An 18,445-nucleotide genomic window follows, 5' to 3' on the forward strand; every position below is an offset into this window, starting at 1 on the left:
GGAGACGAAGCGGAGCGGGGCTCGACCATGACAAATACCGAGCATCAAGACACGAAGAGTGGTTCGCCTTTCAACTCGGACGAGCTTCACAACATCTGGCGCACCCGACCTGCCCGCGCAGCGGCCGGCTCGTCCATCGCGGGTGTCGCCACCGGGATCGGCCTGCGATACAAGGTCGACCCGACCCTGGTCAAGGTCGCTTTCATCGTCTCGGCCCTCTTCGGCGGCGCGGGCATCCTGATCTACATTGCCGCATGGATCCTGCTGCCCGAGGGTTCTGCGTCTGCCGGAGCTGCTGCTCAGGACACGCATGCCAACCGTCTGTTCCACGGATTCCGGCATGCTTCGTCGCATCCCCCGACCATTGTCGGCATCGTCATCGTCGTGGTGGTGGCGTTGGTCGCCGGGCCACATCTGGCCTGGAGCAGCGGCGGGGTCGCCGGACTCGCTCTGATGGCGCTGGGGTGGTGGCTGCTGTACCAGCGAACCCCGGTCGCGGAACCGGGCACCAGTGCCGACACGGTCGGTCAGCGACCCGTCGCACAGTCCACCGCACCCGGGTCCTGGTGGCAACAGACCACCGGCGCCAGCGACGACAGCGGACAGTTCCAGCGCTGGACGCCGCGGGCCTGGTTGAAGGAGGAGGCCGCGAGCAACGACAGCACCGGCACCGGCACCGAGGGTGCGACGGACCCGACACAAGGCTCGCAGGACCCGCTCGTCCCGACACCACCGGCGTGGGATCCGTTGGGAGCCGCTCCCTTTGCATGGGATCTACCCGAACCGACGCAGCCTGCCGAGATCGACGCCCACCCTCGCTCCAGGTTCACCCCGATTGTGCTCGGTCTCACCGTCATCGCGACCGGCGTGGCTGCCGCGATCTCGGTCGGCACCGAGTGGCTCGACCCGGTCAAGGTGGCCTCGATCGGGCTGGCGGTCGTCGCTGCGGGACTCCTGGTCGGCGCCTTCCTCCGACGCGGCGCGGGGTTGATCCCCGTGGCGATCGCGATGGCGGGCTTCGTCGTGGTGGCCTCGCTGATCGACGGAATGCCGTCCGGCCCGGTCGGTGACCGCGATTGGAAGCCATTGACGAGCGCCGACATCCGGGACGAGTACACGCTGATGATGGGGTCCGGCGAACTCGATCTGACTGCCGTCGACCTCACTGCGGACAAGAAGGTGGTCATCGACCTGGGCGTCGGAGAGTTCAAGGTCATCGCTCCGAAAGACATGAATCTGCGCACCACGTGCGATGCGGCGATCGGCGAGGCGAAGTGCCCCGACGGCCTCGACGGTGGCACGGACGGGACGGCCGGGCCCGTGCTGACCATCGACGCCGACACGACCATCGGCAATGCGGAGGTCATCCGTGAGTAAGTTCTCGCCCACCCAGGCCCTGGTCGGCATCGGAGTCGCGCTCGTCGCTGTCTGGGGACTGCTCGGCGGGCCGGACATCGACGGGTCGGGGGCCGGTCCCTGGGTCATCCTCGGTGTCACGGTCGTCGTCGGACTCACCCTCATCTTCAGCGGTGGCCGCGGTAGGGGTTCCGATGCGAAGAAGTCGACGACCGCCCCGCCGACGGAGAGTTAGCCGATCACTCCCACTCGATCGTGCCCGGCGGCTTGCTGGTCACATCGAGCACCACCCGGTTCACCTCTGGCACCTCGTTGGTGATCCGGGTGGAGATGATCTCCAGAACTTCATAGGGAATCCGCGTCCAGTCCGCGGTCATCGCGTCTTCGCTCGACACCGGCCGCAGCACGATCGGGTGACCGTAGGTCCGCCCGTCGCCCTGCACGCCCACACTGCGCACATCGGCCAGCAGAACCACGGGGCACTGCCAGATCTGGTTGTCGAGTCCGGCGGTCGTCAATTCCTCGCGGGCAATCAGATCGGCCTTGCGCAGCAACGCCAATCGCTCGCCGGTGACCTCGCCGACGATCCTGATCGCCAGGCCTGGCCCCGGGAAAGGTTGCCGTGCAACGATTTCCTCGGGAAGACCCAGTTCCCGGCCTACCGCCCTGACCTCGTCCTTGAACAACAGGCGCAACGGTTCGACGAGACTGAATTCGAGATCGTCCGGCAACCCACCGACGTTGTGGTGGCTTTTGATGTTGGCCGTCCCGCTGCCTCCGCCGGACTCCACGACGTCCGGGTACAGGGTCCCCTGCACGAGGAAGTCAACCTTGTCGCCGTGCGCCGCCCGATCGCCGAGGACATCGGTGATCGCGCCTTCGAAGGACCGGATGAACTCGCGGCCGATGATCTTGCGTTTGGCCTCCGGATCACTCACCCCCGCCAATTCCCGCAAGAAGGTCTCCTCGGCGTCCACGGTGACCAAACGCGCGCCCGTGGCAGCGACGAAGTCCTGCTGGACCTGCTCACGCTCTCCGGCCCGTAGCAGACCGTGGTCGACGAAGACGCAGGTCAGTCGGTCGCCGATGGCGCGCTGAACCAGGGCCGCCGCCACCGCGGAGTCGACACCACCGGACAGACCGCAGATGGCCAGGCCATCCCCGATCTGGGACCGGACCTGTTCCACGAGCGCGTCGGCGATGTTTGCCGCCGTCCAGGTGGGTGCGAGGTTCGCGACCTCGTAGAGAAACCTGGTCAGGATCTGCTGTCCGTGTGGCGTGTGCATCACCTCTGGGTGGTACTGGACGCCGGCCATCCGCCGTTCCAGTGACTCGAACGCGGCGACCGGTGCACCCGGGGTCGAGGCGGTGACGGTGAACCCGGGCGGCGGCTCCCGCACGGCGTCGTTGTGACTCATCCAGACCGGTTGCTGCTCGGGGGTTCCCGAGTGCAGCACTCCGTCGCCCGCGGTGGTCAGCGTCGTCCGCCCGAACTCACGGCCACCGGTGTTGGCGACGACGCCGCCCAAGGCATCGGCCATGGCCTGGTAGCCGTAGCAGATCCCCATCACCGGGAGACCCAGGTCGAAGAGGTCGTGGTCGATCCCCGGTGCGTCTTCGGAGTACACCGATGCTGGACCGCCCGAAAGAACCAACGCCACAGGGTTCTTCGCCTTGATCTCTTCGATGGACGCGGTATGCGGAATCACTTCGGAGAAGATTCTCGCCTCACGTACCCGTCGGGCGATCAACTGGGCGTATTGAGCACCGAAGTCGACCACCAGCACCGGTCGCGGGGCCACTGCTTCCACACCTGAATCTGCGCTGTCCGTCACCGGACCAGTCTAAACGCGCCGCGGCTATGCACTGACCTCGGTGGGCTTCTGTACGACCGTCAGCGGAAGGTGCAGGGCACCCGGCGCATCTTCCGGGACGACCGGCGCAGTGGGCCGGGTCGGCGCGATGCGAAGATACGGCGCACCTTGCTGCGGGCGTTTGTCGTCTTCTCCCTGGTTGGGCCACAGCGCGATTGCCCGCTCCGCCTGCGCACAGATCGACAGCGACGGGTTGACACCCAGATTCGCGGAGATCGCCGCACCGTCGGTGATGTGGAGGGTCGGGTAGTTCCACACCCGGTGATACGGATCCACGACCCCGGTCTCCGGACTGTCGGATATCACGCAGCCACCGAGATAATGTGCGGTCAGCGGCATGTTGAACACATCGCCCCACGTCCCGCCGGCGAGACCGTCGAATTGTGCCGCCGCCCGCTCGGTGGCCTCGTTGCCCGCCGGGATCCACGTCGGATTGGGCTCACCGTGCCCCTGTTTGCTGTTCACGAACTTCCATGGCCCGAACTTCTGCACAAAGGTCGTCAACGAGTTGTTCCGGTTCTGCATCACCAGGAGAATGACGGTGCGCTGGCTCCACTTACGGAGTTTGAACAACTGCAACAGACTACCCAGCCCCTCCTCGCGTGCCTTGTCGAGGAACTTCAATCGCCGCGACCGCCCCGGCTCGCCATCGGTCAGCAACGTCTGCAACAGCGCAATCGCATTGGAGCCCTTGCCATACCGCACCGGCTCGATATGGGTATCGGGAGCCGGATGGAAGGAAGAGGTGATGGCGATGCCTTCGGAGAAGTCCTGCGCAGGGTCGTACTCGCGGCGCATCGCTCCCAGGATTGACTCGGAGTTGGTGCGTGTCAGCAGACCCAGGGTGTCGGAGACGTTCCGGAGTGATCCGCTCTCCTTGCCCAGATGCATGATCTTCTGCGTGTTGAACGTACCCGCGGCGACGACCACCTGAGCTGCGGTGATCGTTCTCCTACGAGCCCCGAGCCGTCCCCACGCAGCAGACCTGGACGTGCGCACCCGCCAGCTGCCGTCGGACTGGGGCTCGAGGCCGGTGACCGTGGTGCGGTCGATGATCGTCGCGCCTGCGGATTCGGCGAGTCCGAGGTAGTTCTTGAGCAGAGTGTTCTTCGCGCCGACGCGGCAGCCCGTCATGCACGAACCGCACTCGGTGCACACCGTGCGGTCCGGACCAGCCCCACCGAAGTAGGGATCCGCCACTCGCTCACCGGGAGCGCCGGTTCCGCCCGACTTCGCTCCGAAGAACACCCCGACCGGGGTCGGGCCGAACGTGTCCCCGACACCCATGTCGTCCGCGACCTTGCGCATGACGCGGTCGGCGTGGGTCTCGATCGGAGTGGTCACCACACCGAGCATGCGACGGGCCTGGTCATAGTAGGGCGAGAGCTCGCCCTCCCAGTCCGTGATGTGCGCCCACTGCGGATCCTGGAAGAACGGCGTCGGCGGCTTGTACAAGGTATTCGCGTAGTTCAGCGATCCTCCGCCGACACCGGATCCGGCCAGGATCATGACGTCTTTGAGAAGATGGATGCGCTGGATGCCGAACATCCCGAACTTGGGTGCCCACAGCCATTTGTGCAGTCGCCAACTCGTCTTGGCGAACTGTTCGTCGGTGAAACGTCGTCCTGCTTCGACGACACCGACCTTGTAGCCCTTCTCGACCAGCCGCAACGCACTGACGCTCCCGCCGAACCCCGATCCGATGATCAGCACATCGAAATCGTGATCCGTGCCGGGAACGGTGTGCTCGGGCTGTGAGTAACCGTTACCGCGTGATACAGACACCTTGACATCGTACCTTGTCACATACGCGTGATGTAACGCCTGTCACTATAGGAATCGAGGGCTCCGAGCAGGGCGTCAGTTGCAGGCGGAGAGTCCGACCTTCTGGAACTCCTTGAGGTCGGAGTATCCGGCCTTGGCCATCGAACGACGCAGTGCACCAACGATATTCAGATGTCCGAACGGATCGTCGGTGGGTCCGTGCAGCACTGTCTCCAGCGAAGGGCGGCCGGCATCGGTCGACACCGGGAGGAGCGCGCCTCGCGGCATGGACGGGTGAGCGGCGGCGGCCGGCCAGTAGTAGCCGCGGCCGGGTGCCTCCGCAGCCGAGGCCAGCGGTGAACCCAGTACCGCCGCGTCGGCGCCGCACGCAATCGCCTTGGCGAGCTCACCGGAGGTGTGGATGTCACCGTCGGCGATGACGTGCACGTACCGGCCACCCGTCTCGTCGAGGTATTCACGCCGAGCGGCGGCGGCGTCGGCGATCGCCGTGGCCATCGGCACCCCGATACCGAGCACCTCGCCGGTGGTGGTCGATCCGGCCGTCGACCCGTAGCCGACGATCACGGCCGCAGCTCCGGTACGCATGAGATGCAGGGCGGTGCGATGGTCGTGGACGCCACCGGCGATCACCGGCACGTCGAGGTCGGCGATGAACGTCTTGAGGTTCAGCGGCTCGGAACCGTCGTTCGAGACATGTTCGGCCGAGATGATCGTGCCGTGGATGACGAGTAGCTCCACACCCGCAGCGACCAGGACCGGGGTCAGCTCGGCAGCCTTCTGCGGACTGACTCGCACGGCGGTGGTGACGCCTGCGTCGCGAATCGTCGAAACGGCCGCGGACAGCAGATCCCGATCGATGGGTGCGGAATGCAATTCCTGGAGTTTGCGAACTGCCGCGGAAGGGTCGACATCGTTCTCCGCGATCTCGACAACCTGCGCGATCTTGTCCTCGACGTCGCGGTGCCGGGCCCACAATCCCTCACCGTTGAGCACCCCGAGCCCACCGAGCCGGCCCAACTCGATGGCCGACTGCGGAGAGATCAGCGCATCGGTCGGGTGGGCCAGGATCGGGGTGTCGAAACGATAGGCGTCGAGCTGCCACGTCGTCGAGACCTCACTGGACGAGCGAGTCCGGCGAGACGGAACGATGTTGATGTCACCGAGCTCGAATGTCTGCCGGGCTGTTCTGCCCATGCCGATATCGACGTGATCACGCACTTGGAGTGCCTTTCGTAGCTACTGGTCGGTCAGAGACGGGACGACGGACTCAGCGGGAAGTGTAGTTCGGTGCCTCGACCGTCATGGTGATGTCGTGCGGATGGCTCTCCTTGAGTCCGGCCGCGGTGATCTGAACGAATTGTGCGTTCTGCAGATCTGCGATGGAACTCGAGCCGGTGTAACCCATGGCAGCGCGGAGACCGCCACCGAGCTGGTGGATCACCTGTGACAACGGACCCCGGAACGGCACCCGGCCTTCGATACCTTCGGGCACCAACTTCTCCTCGGACAGCACGTCGTCCTGGAAATAGCGGTCCTTCGAATACGACTTTGCCTGACCGCGACCCTGCATCGCGCCGAGCGATCCCATCCCGCGGTAGCTCTTGAACTGTTTGCCCGCGACCAGGATCAGCTCACCCGGGGCCTCTGCGGTACCCGCAAGCAAAGAGCCGAGCATCGCGGTGGAAGCCCCTGCGGCCAACGCTTTGGCGATATCGCCGGAGAACTGGAGACCACCATCGGCGATGACGGGCACACCGGCGGGCTTGCAGACCGCCACCGCCTCCATCACCGCGGTGATCTGCGGAGCACCGACGCCCGCGACCACGCGAGTGGTGCAGATCGAGCCGGGACCGACCCCGACCTTGACCGCATCGGCGCCGGCATCCACCAGTGCCTGCGCCGCCGCCCTCGTCGCGACATTGCCGCCGACGATCTGTACCTTCGACCCGATCTCGGCCTTGAGCTTGCTGACCATCTCGAGCACCAGCCGGTTGTGGGCGTGCGCGGTGTCGACGATGATCACGTCGACACCTGCGTCGGCCAGCGCCATCGCGCGATCCCATTGGTCGCCGCCGGTACCGACGGCGGCGCCGACGAGCAGGCGTCCGTCGGCATCCTTGGTTGCCAGCGGATGCTGTTCGGTCTTCACAAAATCTTTGACCGTGATCAGCCCGGTCAACTTGCCGTGCCCGTCGACGATGGGGAGCTTCTCGATCTTGTGCCTGCGCAGCAGTCCCAGAGCCGCCTCGGCGGACACACCTTCCTGCGCGGTGATCAGCGGTGCCTTGGTCATCACCTCGGCGACAGGACGGTCCTGGTCGACCTCAAAGCGCATGTCACGGTTCGTGATGATGCCGACGAGTTCGCCCGCGTCATCGGTGACGGGCAGGCCGGAGATCCGGAATCGGGCGCACATCGCGTCGACCTCGGCCAGGGTGGCCGACGGACTGCAGGTGACCGGATCAGTGACCATACCGGCCTCCGATCGCTTGACCGTCTCGACCTGCCCGGCCTGGGCCTCGATGGACAGGTTGCGGTGCAGCACGCCCATACCGCCGGCACGCGCCATCGCGATGGCCATCCGGGACTCGGTCACCGTGTCCATCGCCGAACTCACCAGCGGGACCCGCAGGGTGATCTCTCGCGTGAGTTGAGATGAGGTGTCGACGTCGCTGGGGATGACATCGGAGGCGGCGGGCAGCAAGAGCACGTCGTCGAAGGTGAGGCCGAGCATGGCCACCTTGTTGGGGTCGTCACCGCCGGTCCACACCGGTCCACGCGCCGGGGATGTGCCGACAGTCGGGTTGTTCATTCCGGGCACACTCATTCCGGCCGGGCCTTTCGCATGAATTGATCGGGGCGAGTTCGTTTCGATTTGCCCATCCTATCTGCTCCTCGGCAGGCGCCCGGACGGCCTGCGACCTGGGGTGAACGAACCGACCGGTGCCGACCGGGGCACGACGCCCGGTCATTCACCCAGCGCACAGAGTGGCGCCGGTGGGGTGAGGCTGACTACCGTGGTCAGCGTGCGAGATCATCTGCCTCCGGGACTGCCACCGGACCCCTTCGCCGACGATCCCGGCGGGGATCCGTCTGCAGCGCTCGACGCCGCCCCGCCCGGTGAGCCCTTGGACGCCAACGAGCGCATGGCGATCGAAGAAGACCTCGCCGATCTCGCGGTCTATGAGGCATTGCTCCACCGCCGCGGAATCCGCGGGTTGGTGGTGGTCTGCGACGATTGTCAACTCGATCACTATCACGACTGGGACATGCTTCGCGCCAATCTGCTGCAGCTTCTCGTCGAGGGCACCGTACGGCCACATGAGCCCGCCGTCGACCCCTGCCCCGAGGCCTATGTCACATGGGACTACTGCCGCGGATACGCCGACGCGATGATGCACGCCAGAGACGACGACTGAAATCTCCTTTCAACAAGAAACAGCGCCGCGATTGTTCGCGGCGCTGTTTGTTTTGGGGATCAGTTCGCAGGGGGAGGCGGCGGCAGCGGAACGCTACTGCTGCTACTCGACGGGTTCGGTTCCGTCGGTGGCTCACTGACGGTGGTCGGGCCGGATGGAGACGTCGAGACGGGGGGCTCGGACGTCGAGGTCTCGGGTGGCGTGATGGTCACGGTCTCCTGCGGGACCGTCACCGTCACCGTCGGCTCTTCGGCCACCGATGTCAGAGGCGGGGGGGTCGAAATGCTGGTCGACTTCGCGGAGGTCGTGGTGGTGGTCGCCGGGACCGCGAGCTTGCCCCGAACGTTGTCAATCCTGTCCTGCAACGCTTTTCGCTCGTCTTCGGCACGGACATCGCCGAGTTGCGACTGGGCGCGATCGAGGAATGTCGTCGCGGCCGGCTTGTCACCGGCGGCCAACGACTGCTCTGCGCGATCGATGTTCGCCTGCACATCGGCAACGGCCTGGGTGGCCGAGGCATCCGCACCGAACATCACCTCTTTGACGCCCCACAGGGCGTCGCCGGGAGCCGCATTGTGGGCGACCACACTGACCCCGCCGAACAGGATCGCGAAACCCGCAGCTGCACCAGCGGTGAACCGCACAAGCCGCAGAGATCTGCGACGCGAGTCGGCTCGGCGCCGCGACTCGATCCCGGCCTCCACCTCCTCCAGCGTCGGACCTGTCGGAAATGGCTGCGCCATGATGTCGCTGCGCCACTCGGACAGCAACGACGCCAACTCGTAGTCGACCGGAGTCTGTGCGGGAACGATCGGTTTGGACAGCAACGCGTCGATGAACTCGTCATCGGCACGCACTGCGCCCAGGTTCACAGGGATCGAATCTTCGTCGATCGAATCGGTACGGGGCGAGGGCACAGCCGCTCCCCTGTCATCCCGCCGATCGCGGTCTCCGCGTCGATCACGCCCACTGCCCATTGCCCTCACCACCTTTCGAGATCTCGTTTTTCAACTTGCCCAGTGCCCGGTGCTGAGCCACCCTGACCGCGCCGGCCGTACTTCCGACAGCCGCAGCCGTCTCCTCCGCCGACAGCCCCACCACCAGTCGCAAAACGAGCACCTCGCGCTGCTTCTCCGGGAGCTTGGCCAGCAGTTCGTCCATCCGTCTACCGGCGTCCGAATCGAGTGCCCGCTGTTCCGGGCCGTCGCCGGTATCCATCCGCTCGGGCATATCTTCCACCGGCTCGGACTTGTTACGTCCGGCCGCGCGGTGGGCATCTGCCACCTTGTGAGCAGCGATGCCGTACACGAACGCCATGAACGGTCTGCCCTGGTCCTGATACCGGGGCAGCGCGGTCATGACCGCCATGCAGACCTCCTGCGCCACGTCGTCGGCGGAGAGCGAATGCCGCTCACCACCTCCGACCCTGGCCCTGCAATAACGCACCACCAGTGGTCGGACACTCTCGAGAACATCGGAGAGAGCTGACCGGTCGCCCTGCGCTGCCGCAGCCACCGCCCGGTCCAACTCGTCACCTGTAAAAATCATCGCTCGCTGATGTCTCCGCGTTACCTTCGCCGACTGCTGCAGGCCACGCAGGGGCGATTTCCCCCGCGGTACGTCGCTAGTAGCTTATCCAGCGAGCTTCTGGGGGCTCGCGTGGTGGCTCACGCCACTAGTCCAATGCGGCGCCTTGCGCCTTCAGCTGCACCCCGAGTTGCTGCGCTCGACCTGACCACTGTTCACCGGCCCCGATCCCGTCCAGCAGTTTGGCAGCCGCCCATTCCAAAGGGAGCTGACCGAACTCGATCGCCTGGTCGGTCACCCGCGACGCCCGCTCGCTCGCCTGCCGGACATCTCCGGCGGTGGCGGCAGCCGCCGCCGCGATGAGATCGGTCTTGATGACGTGCCGGATCGACGGGCATGCCGCACTCATGACCTCGGCCTCCCGGGCATGTCGTCCGGCTCCGGCCGCATCCCCGGTGAACATCGCCAACTCTGCCCGGACCCAATGCGACCTGAGCTCCGTTCGCCCACCCCAGATCCAGTTGCGGTCGGACTCCCGGCCCCGAGCTTCCAGGATCTGATCCACCCTGTCGAGCAGTCGACCGGACGCTCCGAACATGCCGCGACCCAAATTGTCGGCAGCCAGACCGGTCAGGGCGTCACACAGAGCTGCCCTGCGGCGCTCCTCTGTTTCGGATGTCGGATCAGCCCTGCCTCGCCCGGCGGCAAAGAGCAATGCACGCGCGTCGTCGGCGACGGCGTGGTGGTGGCGGCCCGCCTGTCTGCGGTGTGCCGCTCTGGTCGAGAGTGCGAGCGATCTCAGGACCTCATCGACACCCGGCACGTCGAGTCGGCCGAGTTCTCCCGCAGCCGCGGCGTAGCGTCCGGCACCACCGAGCGCCACGGCCCGAAACCAGGTCGCCCACGGGTCGGGCGCAGCGGGAATCGGGCGCGCTCTCGCGCTGCCACCGAACGCGATCGCGGGTAGTGTGACCTGCATCGCTCTCCTCACATCACACTTCGGACATCCGAATTAGCCTGAATTTAACTTACCGAAAAGTGCCGAAACCACTCCGTGATGTCAATTCCAGATCAACCAGATATGTCCACCAGGTAAATTGGGGCCCTTGTTCGAAGGCGCTCTGACTGTCCGATTCCGGCCTTGAATCCCTGAACGGATCAGCGCGAATATGCCCTTTGAGCTGGACCGATACTGGTCGGTCCAATTCCGGTCCCCGTTGATCACCGTGCCGCAAACGACGTGTCGTCCATTAAACGATTGGTTAACATCGTCCAAAATCGACGTCTTCGAATGGCGAAATAACCGGCTGTTGACTCCATTTCCAGGATTTGCATACGGTAAGAGAGACACCGGAAAACAAAGTTGTTTCTGGTCGCAACTGGTCTCAATTACGCCTCACGGCACGTTATAGAGGAGCACGCAGATGCCTCAGCCAAACCACCTACCCGGACCGAACGCCGACATCTGGGATTGGCAGATGAAGGGCCTGTGCCGTGGTGTCGACTCATCGATGTTCTTCCATCCCGACGGGGAACGCGGCCGAGCCCGTGCGCAGCGCGAGCGGCGTGCCAAGGAACTCTGCCACCAATGTCCGGTGGTCGCAGCCTGTCGTGAGCATGCACTCGCCGTGGCCGAGCCCTACGGCATCTGGGGCGGACTTTCAGAGTCCGAGCGTGGAATCCTGATGAAACGCGGCGTGGGCCGCCGTATCGCCAGCTGACGCCACGTCCTCGGGCGATAGATCCATTCAACGATCGACCTGAAAAAGCGGCGTCTCGACCACTTGGTCGAGACGCCGCTTTTCAATACGTGGCAAATGTCAGTGAGCGTGTCCGTGACCATGCCCGTGTTCGTGGGCCTCAGGTGCTTCGGCAGGCTTCTCGGTGATGGTGCTCTCGGTGGTGAGAACCATCCGCGCGACGGAGGCCGCATTGACGATCGCCGAGCGGGTCACCTTCACCGGGTCGACGATGCCGTCGGCCAGTAGATCTCCGTAGGTCAGCGTGCCGGCGTTGAAGCCGTGCCCACGGGGCAGTTCAGCCACCTTGGACGCCACGACGGCTCCGTCGGCGCCGGCATTCGAAGCGATCCAGAACAGGGGTGCCTGAACTGATTGCTTGACGACGCGCACACCCAGCGCCTCGTCGCCCTCGAGACTGTCGGCAAGGTCATCGAGAACTGCCGCGGCAGCCTGCACGATCGCAGACCCGCCACCGGGAACGATGCCCTCTTCGACTGCGGCCTTGGCCGCAGCAACGGCGTCCTCGACGCGGTGCTTGCGCTCTTTGAGTGCTGTCTCGGTGGCCGCACCGACGCGGATCACCGCGACGCCGCCGGCAAGCTTCGCCAGCCGCTCGGCCAACTTCTCGCGATCCCAGTCCGAATCACTGGCCTCGATCTCCCGACGCAGGTGCTCCGCGCGCTGAGCGATCGCCTCCGAGGTGCCCGCACCGTCGACGAGAGTGGTCGCGTCCTTGGTGACAACGACCCGTCGTGCGCCACCGAGTAGTTCGAGTCCGGCGTCGGCGAGGGTGATGCCGATGTCAGCGGTGATGACGGTGCCGTCGGTGACGATGGCGAGGTCTTCCAGGAATGCCTTCCGGCGATCACCGAAGAACGGCGCCTTGACCGCAACAGCCTTGATGGTCTTGCGGATCGAGTTGACGACGAGCGTCGACAGCGGTTCGCCCTCGATGTCTTCGGCAATGATCAGGACCGACTTGCCGGACTCTGCGATCTTCTCGAGCAGCGGCAAGAACTCGGGCAGCGAGCTGATCTTGTCGCGGTAGATCAGCACGAGCGCGTCTTCGAGGACGGCTTCTTGGCTGTCGATGTCGGTGACGAAGTACGGCGAGAGGTAGCCCTTGTCGAACTGCACGCCTTCGGTGATCTCGAGGTCGGTGATCAGACCCGAGCTCTCTTCCACCGTCACGACACCGTCGGCGCCCACGCGCTCCATGGCTTCGCCGACCAGTTCGCCGACCTCGGGGTCACGCGAGGACACGGTGGCGACCTGGGCGATGGCGGCCGCGCCCTTCACCGGGGTCGCGGCGGCGATCAGCGACTCGGACAGCGCGTCGGCTGCTTTGCCGATACCGATGCCGAGCGCGATCGGGTTGGCGCCCGCTGCGACGTTGCGCAGGCCGGCCTTGACGATTGCCTGGGCCAGCACTGTCGCGGTGGTGGTGCCGTCGCCTGCGACGTCGTTGGTCTTGGTGGCAACCGACTTCACCAGCTGGGCGCCGAGATTCTCGAAGGGATCTTCGAGATCGATCTCGCGGGCGATGGTGACGCCGTCATTGGTGACGCTGGGTCCACCGAATGCCTTGGCCAGCACCACATGCCGACCTCGGGGTCCGAGGGTCACCTTGACCGCGTCGGCGAGGTGATCGACACCACGCTCGAGCGACTGCCGGGCCTTGTCGTTGTATTCGATCTGCTTGGCCATGGGTTGTTGTGGCTCCTAGAAATATGGAAAAAGTTAGGGAAACAGAACCGCCCCGGCAACCCCCGCATGGGGACGCCGGGGCGGTTGTCCAACTCGTGTCTCGATTGCTCGAAGCAGCGAGTTACTTGGAGATGACTGCCAGCACGTCACGCGCCGAGAGAATCAGGTATTCCTCGCCGGAGTACTTGATCTCGGTGCCGCCGTACTTGCTGTAGATGACGGTGTCGCCTTCTTTGACGTCGACCGGGATCCGGTTGCCCTGCTCGTTCACGCGTCCTTCGCCAACGGCGACAACGGTGCCCTCTTGCGGCTTTTCTTTGGCCGTATCGGGGATGACCAGGCCGGACGCAGTCGTCGTCTCGGCCTCATTGGCCTGAACGAGGATCTTGTCCTCAAGCGGCTTGATGTTCACGCTCGCCACGATGTGAGCCCTCCACTTTCGGGGTAGTTCGGGTCCGGTGTCCGGACCCTGTCAGCTGCTGATGCACGTATACGGCGCCTGGATCGGTCCCGTCGTCGCGGGTGCCGGAACCTCACTGGGTGCCGACTAGCACTCTATACATGCGAGTGCCAGCACTCAAGGTCGCAGGGTGCAAACGTCTCATGCTGAGACCGCCGACACCGCCGGTTCGCTCGTGCTGCGGCGACGTTCGAGAGCCAGGACCACGACCGTTCCGAGTAGTGCGACGACGGTGAGGGCCGCGATCACGGTGATCGCCGGGACCATACCGCCGATCAGCTCCCCCGGCCTGCCCGGCTCGGCGCTGCCGAGGATGGCGGTGATCACCGCCATCATGAGTGCGCCGCCGATCTGGATGCTCGTGTTGACCAGTCCCGAGGCCAGGCCCTGCTCGTCGTCGGAGACACCGGCCGTCGCCTGGGAGTTGACGGACGGGAAGGTGATGGCGAAACCGAGACCGAGGAAGACGATCGTAGGCAGCAGGAACACCACATAGCTCGCGCCCGGTTCGACACGAAGGAACCACAGGTACCCGACGAGAAACGCCACGAAGCCGGCTGCGATGAGGATGCGCGTACCGACCCGGTCCAGGATCCGATCCATGAAGAAGGCGCTCGCGACGACCAGCAACCCGGCCGGAAGGAAGCCCAGGGCCATCTGGATCGGCGACCATCCCAGCGAATCCTGCAGGTACAGCGTGACCACGAACTGGAACGCGACGTACCCTCCGAACATCGCAGCCGCCGCCAGATTGGCGTGCACCAGGGTGAGCGAGCGCAGGATTCCCAGGCGCAGCAACGGGTGCCGGTGCCGGACCTCGACCGCGATGAACGTGGCTGCCAGTGCCGCTGCGACGAGGAACAGGACGATCGTCGACAAGGCTGCCCACCCCACCTCAGGTGCTTGCACGACCGCGTACACCAGCGTCAGCAGCGCAGCAGTGCTCGTGATCGCACCGATGGCATCGAAGTGGGCCCAGCTGAAGGGTGTGCGCGACGACCTCGGGATGACCCGAGCACCGACCACCAGCAGTGCAATGGCGACCGGGCCAGGGAAGATCAGCGTCGCGCGCCACGACAACTCGGTGAGCAACCCACCGAACACGAGCCCCAGCGAGAACCCGCTGGCACCGCAGACGGTGTAGATCGACAGCGCCTTGTTGCGTGCGGGACCCTCCGCGAAGGTCGTGGTGATGATGGAGAGTCCGGCCGGGACCGTGAACGCCGCCGCCACGCCCTTGACGAAGCGCAGCGCGATGATCAGGGAATCGATTTCGGTGGCCGCACTGACCACCGACGCGATACCGAACACCGCCAATGCGGACAGGAAGACGGTCCGGCGCCCCAGTAGGTCACTGGCGCGTCCACCGAGCAGCAACAATCCCCCGTAGCCCAGCACGTAACCGCTGACGATCCACTGGAGCTGGGTCTGATCCATGCCGAGGTCGCCGCCCATGGATGGCAACGCGACACCGACCATCGAGACGTCGAGACCGTCGAGGAACAGGGCGCCGGCCAGCACGACGAGCAGCAGCCAGACCTTTCCACTCCACCCGCCTGCGGATCTCACGTGTTCGGGTGTCCGCGGGGAGCTGGAGGGCCCGTCGGAAGGTCGCTTGCGATTCAGATCAACTGTCATGGTCGTGAACTATATGCATACGCATCTAATGTGTCTACATAAAATGCAAACAACAATAATTCCCTTGCATCTGATATGATGCCCCCATGAGCAGCCCGCAACGAAGCGACGATGACCTGGCCCAGGCCTGGCACACGCTCTCGGTGCGCTATCACCGCTTGCAATGCGACCTCGATCGCGCATTGCAGGCCGCCCAGCAGATTTCCAGCAGCGAGTTCGAAGTCCTCGAGCTCCTCGCGTCCGCCGACGACCGGAAGATGCGGATGAGCGCACTCGCCGGCCTCGTCCACCTGAGCCAGAGCGCGCTCTCCCGGCTTGTGGCGGGCCTGGAAAAGGATGGACTGGTCGAGCGATCCATGTGTGCCGGCGACCGTCGATCGGTGTTCACCGAGCTCACCGCTGACGGTGTGGCCCGCTACCAGGCCGCCAAGCCGGTGCAGAGAGCCATACTGCGCGCAGAATCCGACGCCTGCACGTCGGGATCACTCTGCGGCGCACCGGACCTCGACAATTCCTCGGCGACCAGCTGATCTCGGGCTCCCCGCCGAGCGTGCCCTTTCAGGCATCGAGCGTGCCGGTACGTGCGCCGACCGTGCCCTTTCAGTCATCGAGCGTGCCGTTGATCGCGGTGAGTGTAGCCCTTTTCGATAAAAGCGGACCGAAATATCTTGTATCACAACGAAAAAGGCACGATCGGCGACGAAAAGGGCACGGTCGGCGTCGTTTATGGCACGGTCGGCGGGGGTGTGGCCGGGCGCAGGTCAGTAACTGCTGACCTGAACCGACAATCCGGGGTCCGTGGCGACGGTGAGTTCGGACGGCTCTGCGCCGCCGGCGATCACATGGGCTCCGAGAGTTGCGATCATCACACCGTTGTCGGTGCACAACCGCGGCTTCGGAACCCGCAACGTGATGCCTGCCGCCGCACAACGCTCCTGTGCCATCGATCGGATGCGTGAGTTGGCGGTGGCCCCGCCCCCGAGCACCAGCGTGTCCACTCCGACGTCTGTGCAGGCACGAACCGCCTTCATCGTCAGCACGTCGGCGACCGCCTCCTGGAAAGACGCAGCGATGTCGTCGACGGGAGGTTCGATCCCGTCGCGCCTGCACTTCTCGACGTGGCGGGCCACCGCGGTCTTGAGCCCGCTGAACGAGAAGTCGTTGCGGGCATCTCTCGGGCCGGTCATACCGCGGGGAAACCTGATTGCGTTCGGATCGCCATGTCGTGCAGCAGCATCGAGTGCGGGCCCGCCGGGAAAGCCCAGCCCCAGCAGTCTCGCGACCTTGTCGAATGCCTCCCCCGCCGCATCGTCGACCGTGGTCCCGAGTTCGACGATCGGCGCGCCCAGATCGGTGACGTGCAGCAGATGGGTGTGCCCACCGGAGACCAGCAACGCCACACACGGCGGCATCGGCCCGTGTTCGAGTGTGTCGACCGCGACGTGACCACCGAGGTGGTTGACCGCATACAGCGGAACATCCCAGGCTGCGGCATAGGCTTTCGCTGCCGCGACGCCGACGAGCAGCGCTCCGGCCAACCCCGGCCCGATGGTCACGGCGATGGCGTCCGGAACCGTGATGTCGGCGGCTGCCAAGGCCCGGCGCATGGTGGGAACGATCGCCTCGAGATGCGCGCGCGACGCCACTTCGGGCACCACACCGCCATACCGGGCGTGTTCTTCGACGCTGGACGCGACCTCGTCGGCGAGCAGCGTCGTCGTGTGATCGGCGTTCCACCGCACGATCCCGACCCCGGTCTCGTCGCAGGAGCTCTCGACTCCGAGAACGATCATGCGAGATGCTCCTCTGTCACAGGGACGGCGACAGCGGGCCGGCGCATCGTGTACGCGTCGGCACCGCTGGGCTGGTAATACCTCTTGCGCACACCGACCTGCTCGAAACCGTTGCGGCGGTACATCTCGATCGCCGTCTCGTTGTCCGTGCGGACCTCCAGGAACACTTCCGCGTGATGCCGGTCGGCGACCTCGAGCAGAGCCGTGAGGAGCTCGCGCCCGTGACCACGCCCCTGGTAGGCGGGATCGACTGCGATGGTATGGATTTCGCACTCGGGATGGTCGGAGGGACCCAGGACCGAGATCCCGGCGTATCCGATGAGCGTCTCGTCGTCGCGAACCGCGAAGTAATGATTGTGCGGGGCAAGCATCTCGCTGCGAAACGCCTCCGCGGGCCAGGGCGAGTCACCGGCAAATAGGAGTACCTCGAGTGCGGCGCAGCGCGCGGCGTCGCGGGGCGTCAGGTCACTGATCACTTCTTACGATCCTTGAGTTCCACAGCGTCGGGACGGCGCAAATACAACGGCGTGAGCGGTCCCGGGACCACGCTCGCGACCAGGTTGGGCAACGCCACCTGCACCAGGCTCAGTGCCGTGGGCGCGCTCGCGGTGCGCACGGGGAGATCGAACAGCGCACTGTGGCCGGGCGAGCCGGCCACCGCGTCGATGTTCTCGCCGGCCAGATGTGCCGTCAACTCGCCGGGCGCCAGCACGTCCGGGCCGTGGGTGCGCACCCCATCGACGAATCGAGCCCAGTAGACCTCGCGGCGCCGGGCGTCGGTGACGACGAGCAGCGACCGCACTTCGGGTTCTTGCAGCGCGATCGCGTCGAGGGAACAGACGCCGTGAACTCCGATTCCCAGGGCATCCCCGAATGCGGCTCCCGTCGCCAGTCCGACCCGCAAGCCGGTGAACGGACCCGGACCCTGACCGACGACGACTGCGTCCAGGTCGGCGCGTGTCACCCCGGCCTCGGCGAGACACTCCAGAATCCGAGTGGTCAGGATTTCGGCATGGCCGCGGGTGGTCAGTTCTCTGCGCTCGGAACGGACGAGCGGACCGCTATCGTCGGTCACCTCGACGACCCCAGTGACGACCTCGGGAGTTGCGGTGTCGATCGCGAGCACAAGCACGATCAGCCAGCC

The 18,445-nt window shown here is 65.4% G+C and carries 18 protein-coding genes; 5 read left to right on the forward strand and 13 right to left on the reverse strand.

Annotation, left to right across the window (positions count from 1 at the left end; genetic code table 11):
* Nucleotides 1–27: 27 nt before the first annotated feature.
* Entirely contained in the window at nucleotides 28–1,377 is a 1,350-nt protein-coding gene (locus J3S28_RS20860; protein ID WP_207842669.1) for a PspC domain-containing protein, read from the forward strand.
* Complete coding sequence (locus tag J3S28_RS20865; protein ID WP_237341858.1) at nucleotides 1,370–1,591, forward strand: hypothetical protein; 222 nt, start codon at nucleotides 1,370–1,372, stop codon at nucleotides 1,589–1,591. Before J3S28_RS20860 ends, J3S28_RS20865 begins: the two co-directional genes overlap by 8 nt.
* 4 nt (nucleotides 1,592–1,595) lie before the next feature.
* On the opposite strand, the gene guaA is transcribed toward J3S28_RS20865, so the two are convergent.
* From guaA to guaB, 4 genes are all read right to left on the reverse strand, one after another.
* Complete coding sequence (gene guaA, locus J3S28_RS20870) at nucleotides 1,596–3,191, reverse strand: glutamine-hydrolyzing GMP synthase (protein ID WP_207842671.1); 1,596 nt, start codon at nucleotides 3,189–3,191, stop codon at nucleotides 1,596–1,598.
* 24 nt (nucleotides 3,192–3,215) lie between these two features.
* Complete coding sequence (locus J3S28_RS20875) at nucleotides 3,216–4,943, reverse strand: GMC family oxidoreductase (RefSeq protein ID WP_207842746.1); 1,728 nt, start codon at nucleotides 4,941–4,943, stop codon at nucleotides 3,216–3,218.
* A 147-nt stretch (nucleotides 4,944–5,090) separates the two neighbouring features.
* A complete protein-coding gene (locus J3S28_RS20880; protein ID WP_207842672.1) occupies nucleotides 5,091–6,233 on the reverse strand; it encodes a GuaB3 family IMP dehydrogenase-related protein in 1,143 nt (380 codons plus the stop codon).
* 49 nt (nucleotides 6,234–6,282) lie between these two features.
* On the reverse strand, nucleotides 6,283–7,827 hold the full coding sequence (gene guaB, locus J3S28_RS20885) for an IMP dehydrogenase (RefSeq protein ID WP_084838447.1): 1,545 nt from the start codon (nucleotides 7,825–7,827) through the stop codon (nucleotides 6,283–6,285).
* Nucleotides 7,828–8,041: 214 nt separating this feature from the next.
* Here guaB and J3S28_RS20890 point away from each other — a divergent pair, with 214 nt between their 5' ends.
* The gene (locus tag J3S28_RS20890) at nucleotides 8,042–8,434 is read left to right on the forward strand and encodes a DUF5319 domain-containing protein (protein WP_084838448.1); all 393 of its coding nucleotides are present in this window, start codon (nucleotides 8,042–8,044) and stop codon (nucleotides 8,432–8,434) included.
* 59 nt (nucleotides 8,435–8,493) lie between these two features.
* On the opposite strand, the gene J3S28_RS20895 is transcribed toward J3S28_RS20890, so the two are convergent.
* From J3S28_RS20895 to J3S28_RS20905, 3 genes are all read right to left on the reverse strand, one after another.
* Complete coding sequence (locus tag J3S28_RS20895) at nucleotides 8,494–9,351, reverse strand: anti-sigma-D factor RsdA (RefSeq protein WP_207842673.1); 858 nt, start codon at nucleotides 9,349–9,351, stop codon at nucleotides 8,494–8,496.
* Nucleotides 9,352–9,394: 43 nt separating this feature from the next.
* Nucleotides 9,395–9,982 carry a sigma-70 family RNA polymerase sigma factor gene (locus J3S28_RS20900; protein ID WP_207842674.1) on the reverse strand — a complete coding sequence of 196 codons (588 nt, stop codon included), beginning with the start codon at nucleotides 9,980–9,982 and terminating at the stop codon, nucleotides 9,395–9,397.
* A gap of 127 nt (nucleotides 9,983–10,109) precedes the next feature.
* A complete protein-coding gene (locus J3S28_RS20905) occupies nucleotides 10,110–10,940 on the reverse strand; it encodes a hypothetical protein (protein WP_207842675.1) in 831 nt (276 codons plus the stop codon).
* Nucleotides 10,941–11,385: 445 nt separating this feature from the next.
* On the opposite strand from J3S28_RS20905, the gene J3S28_RS20910 reads away from it, so the two are divergent.
* A complete protein-coding gene (locus J3S28_RS20910) occupies nucleotides 11,386–11,682 on the forward strand; it encodes a WhiB family transcriptional regulator (RefSeq protein WP_084838361.1) in 297 nt (98 codons plus the stop codon).
* A 99-nt stretch (nucleotides 11,683–11,781) separates the two neighbouring features.
* Here the strand turns inward: J3S28_RS20910 and groL are convergent, their stop codons facing one another.
* The 3 genes from groL to J3S28_RS20925 form a co-directional block, all read right to left on the reverse strand.
* Nucleotides 11,782–13,410 carry a chaperonin GroEL gene (groL, locus tag J3S28_RS20915; protein WP_207842676.1) on the reverse strand — a complete coding sequence of 543 codons (1,629 nt, stop codon included), beginning with the start codon at nucleotides 13,408–13,410 and terminating at the stop codon, nucleotides 11,782–11,784.
* Between the two features lie 121 nt (nucleotides 13,411–13,531).
* Complete coding sequence (groES, locus tag J3S28_RS20920; protein WP_030171070.1) at nucleotides 13,532–13,831, reverse strand: co-chaperone GroES; 300 nt, start codon at nucleotides 13,829–13,831, stop codon at nucleotides 13,532–13,534.
* Nucleotides 13,832–14,011: 180 nt separating this feature from the next.
* Nucleotides 14,012–15,508: an MFS transporter gene (locus J3S28_RS20925; RefSeq protein WP_207842677.1), complete on the reverse strand. Its 1,497-nt coding sequence runs from the start codon at nucleotides 15,506–15,508 to the stop codon at nucleotides 14,012–14,014.
* 86 nt (nucleotides 15,509–15,594) lie between these two features.
* Between J3S28_RS20925 and J3S28_RS20930 the strand changes: the two genes are divergently transcribed.
* Complete coding sequence (locus J3S28_RS20930) at nucleotides 15,595–16,038, forward strand: MarR family winged helix-turn-helix transcriptional regulator (protein WP_207842678.1); 444 nt, start codon at nucleotides 15,595–15,597, stop codon at nucleotides 16,036–16,038.
* A 231-nt stretch (nucleotides 16,039–16,269) separates the two neighbouring features.
* Here J3S28_RS20930 and tsaD read toward each other — a convergent pair whose 3' ends face one another.
* The 3 genes from tsaD to tsaB are packed head-to-tail and all read right to left on the reverse strand — an operon-like array spanning nucleotide 16,270 to nucleotide 18,433.
* Nucleotides 16,270–17,301: a tRNA (adenosine(37)-N6)-threonylcarbamoyltransferase complex transferase subunit TsaD gene (gene tsaD, locus J3S28_RS20935; RefSeq protein ID WP_207842679.1), complete on the reverse strand. Its 1,032-nt coding sequence runs from the start codon at nucleotides 17,299–17,301 to the stop codon at nucleotides 16,270–16,272.
* Nucleotides 17,298–17,777, reverse strand: a complete 480-nt coding sequence (rimI, locus tag J3S28_RS20940; protein ID WP_207842680.1) for a ribosomal protein S18-alanine N-acetyltransferase — start codon at nucleotides 17,775–17,777, stop codon at nucleotides 17,298–17,300. The genes tsaD and rimI overlap by 4 nt, the downstream gene beginning before the upstream one ends.
* Nucleotides 17,774–18,433, reverse strand: coding sequence for a tRNA (adenosine(37)-N6)-threonylcarbamoyltransferase complex dimerization subunit type 1 TsaB (tsaB, locus tag J3S28_RS20945; RefSeq protein WP_207842681.1), 660 nt, complete (start codon nucleotides 18,431–18,433; stop codon nucleotides 17,774–17,776). The genes rimI and tsaB overlap by 4 nt, the downstream gene beginning before the upstream one ends.
* Nucleotides 18,434–18,445: the final 12 nt, after the last annotated feature.

The organism is Williamsia soli (assembly GCF_017377795.1).
Classification (GTDB): Bacteria; Actinomycetota; Actinomycetes; order Mycobacteriales; family Mycobacteriaceae; genus Williamsia; species Williamsia soli.

Bases quoted from the DNA above. Each gene is read 5' to 3' on its own strand.
- J3S28_RS20860 (WP_207842669.1), top strand. From the start codon at position 28: ATGACAAATACCGAGCATCAAGACACGAAGAGTGGTTCGCCTTTCAAC.
- guaB (WP_084838447.1), bottom strand. From the start codon at position 7,827: ATGAACAACCCGACTGTCGGCACATCCCCGGCGCGTGGACCGGTGTGG.
- J3S28_RS20900 (WP_207842674.1), bottom strand. From the start codon at position 9,982: ATGATTTTTACAGGTGACGAGTTGGACCGGGCGGTGGCTGCGGCAGCG.
- J3S28_RS20905 (WP_207842675.1), bottom strand. From the start codon at position 10,940: ATGCAGGTCACACTACCCGCGATCGCGTTCGGTGGCAGCGCGAGAGCG.
- J3S28_RS20910 (WP_084838361.1), top strand. From the start codon at position 11,386: ATGCCTCAGCCAAACCACCTACCCGGACCGAACGCCGACATCTGGGAT.
- groL (WP_207842676.1), bottom strand. From the start codon at position 13,410: ATGGCCAAGCAGATCGAATACAACGACAAGGCCCGGCAGTCGCTCGAG.
- J3S28_RS20925 (WP_207842677.1), bottom strand. From the start codon at position 15,508: ATGACAGTTGATCTGAATCGCAAGCGACCTTCCGACGGGCCCTCCAGC.
- J3S28_RS20930 (WP_207842678.1), top strand. From the start codon at position 15,595: ATGAGCAGCCCGCAACGAAGCGACGATGACCTGGCCCAGGCCTGGCAC.
- tsaD (WP_207842679.1), bottom strand. From the start codon at position 17,301: ATGATCGTTCTCGGAGTCGAGAGCTCCTGCGACGAGACCGGGGTCGGG.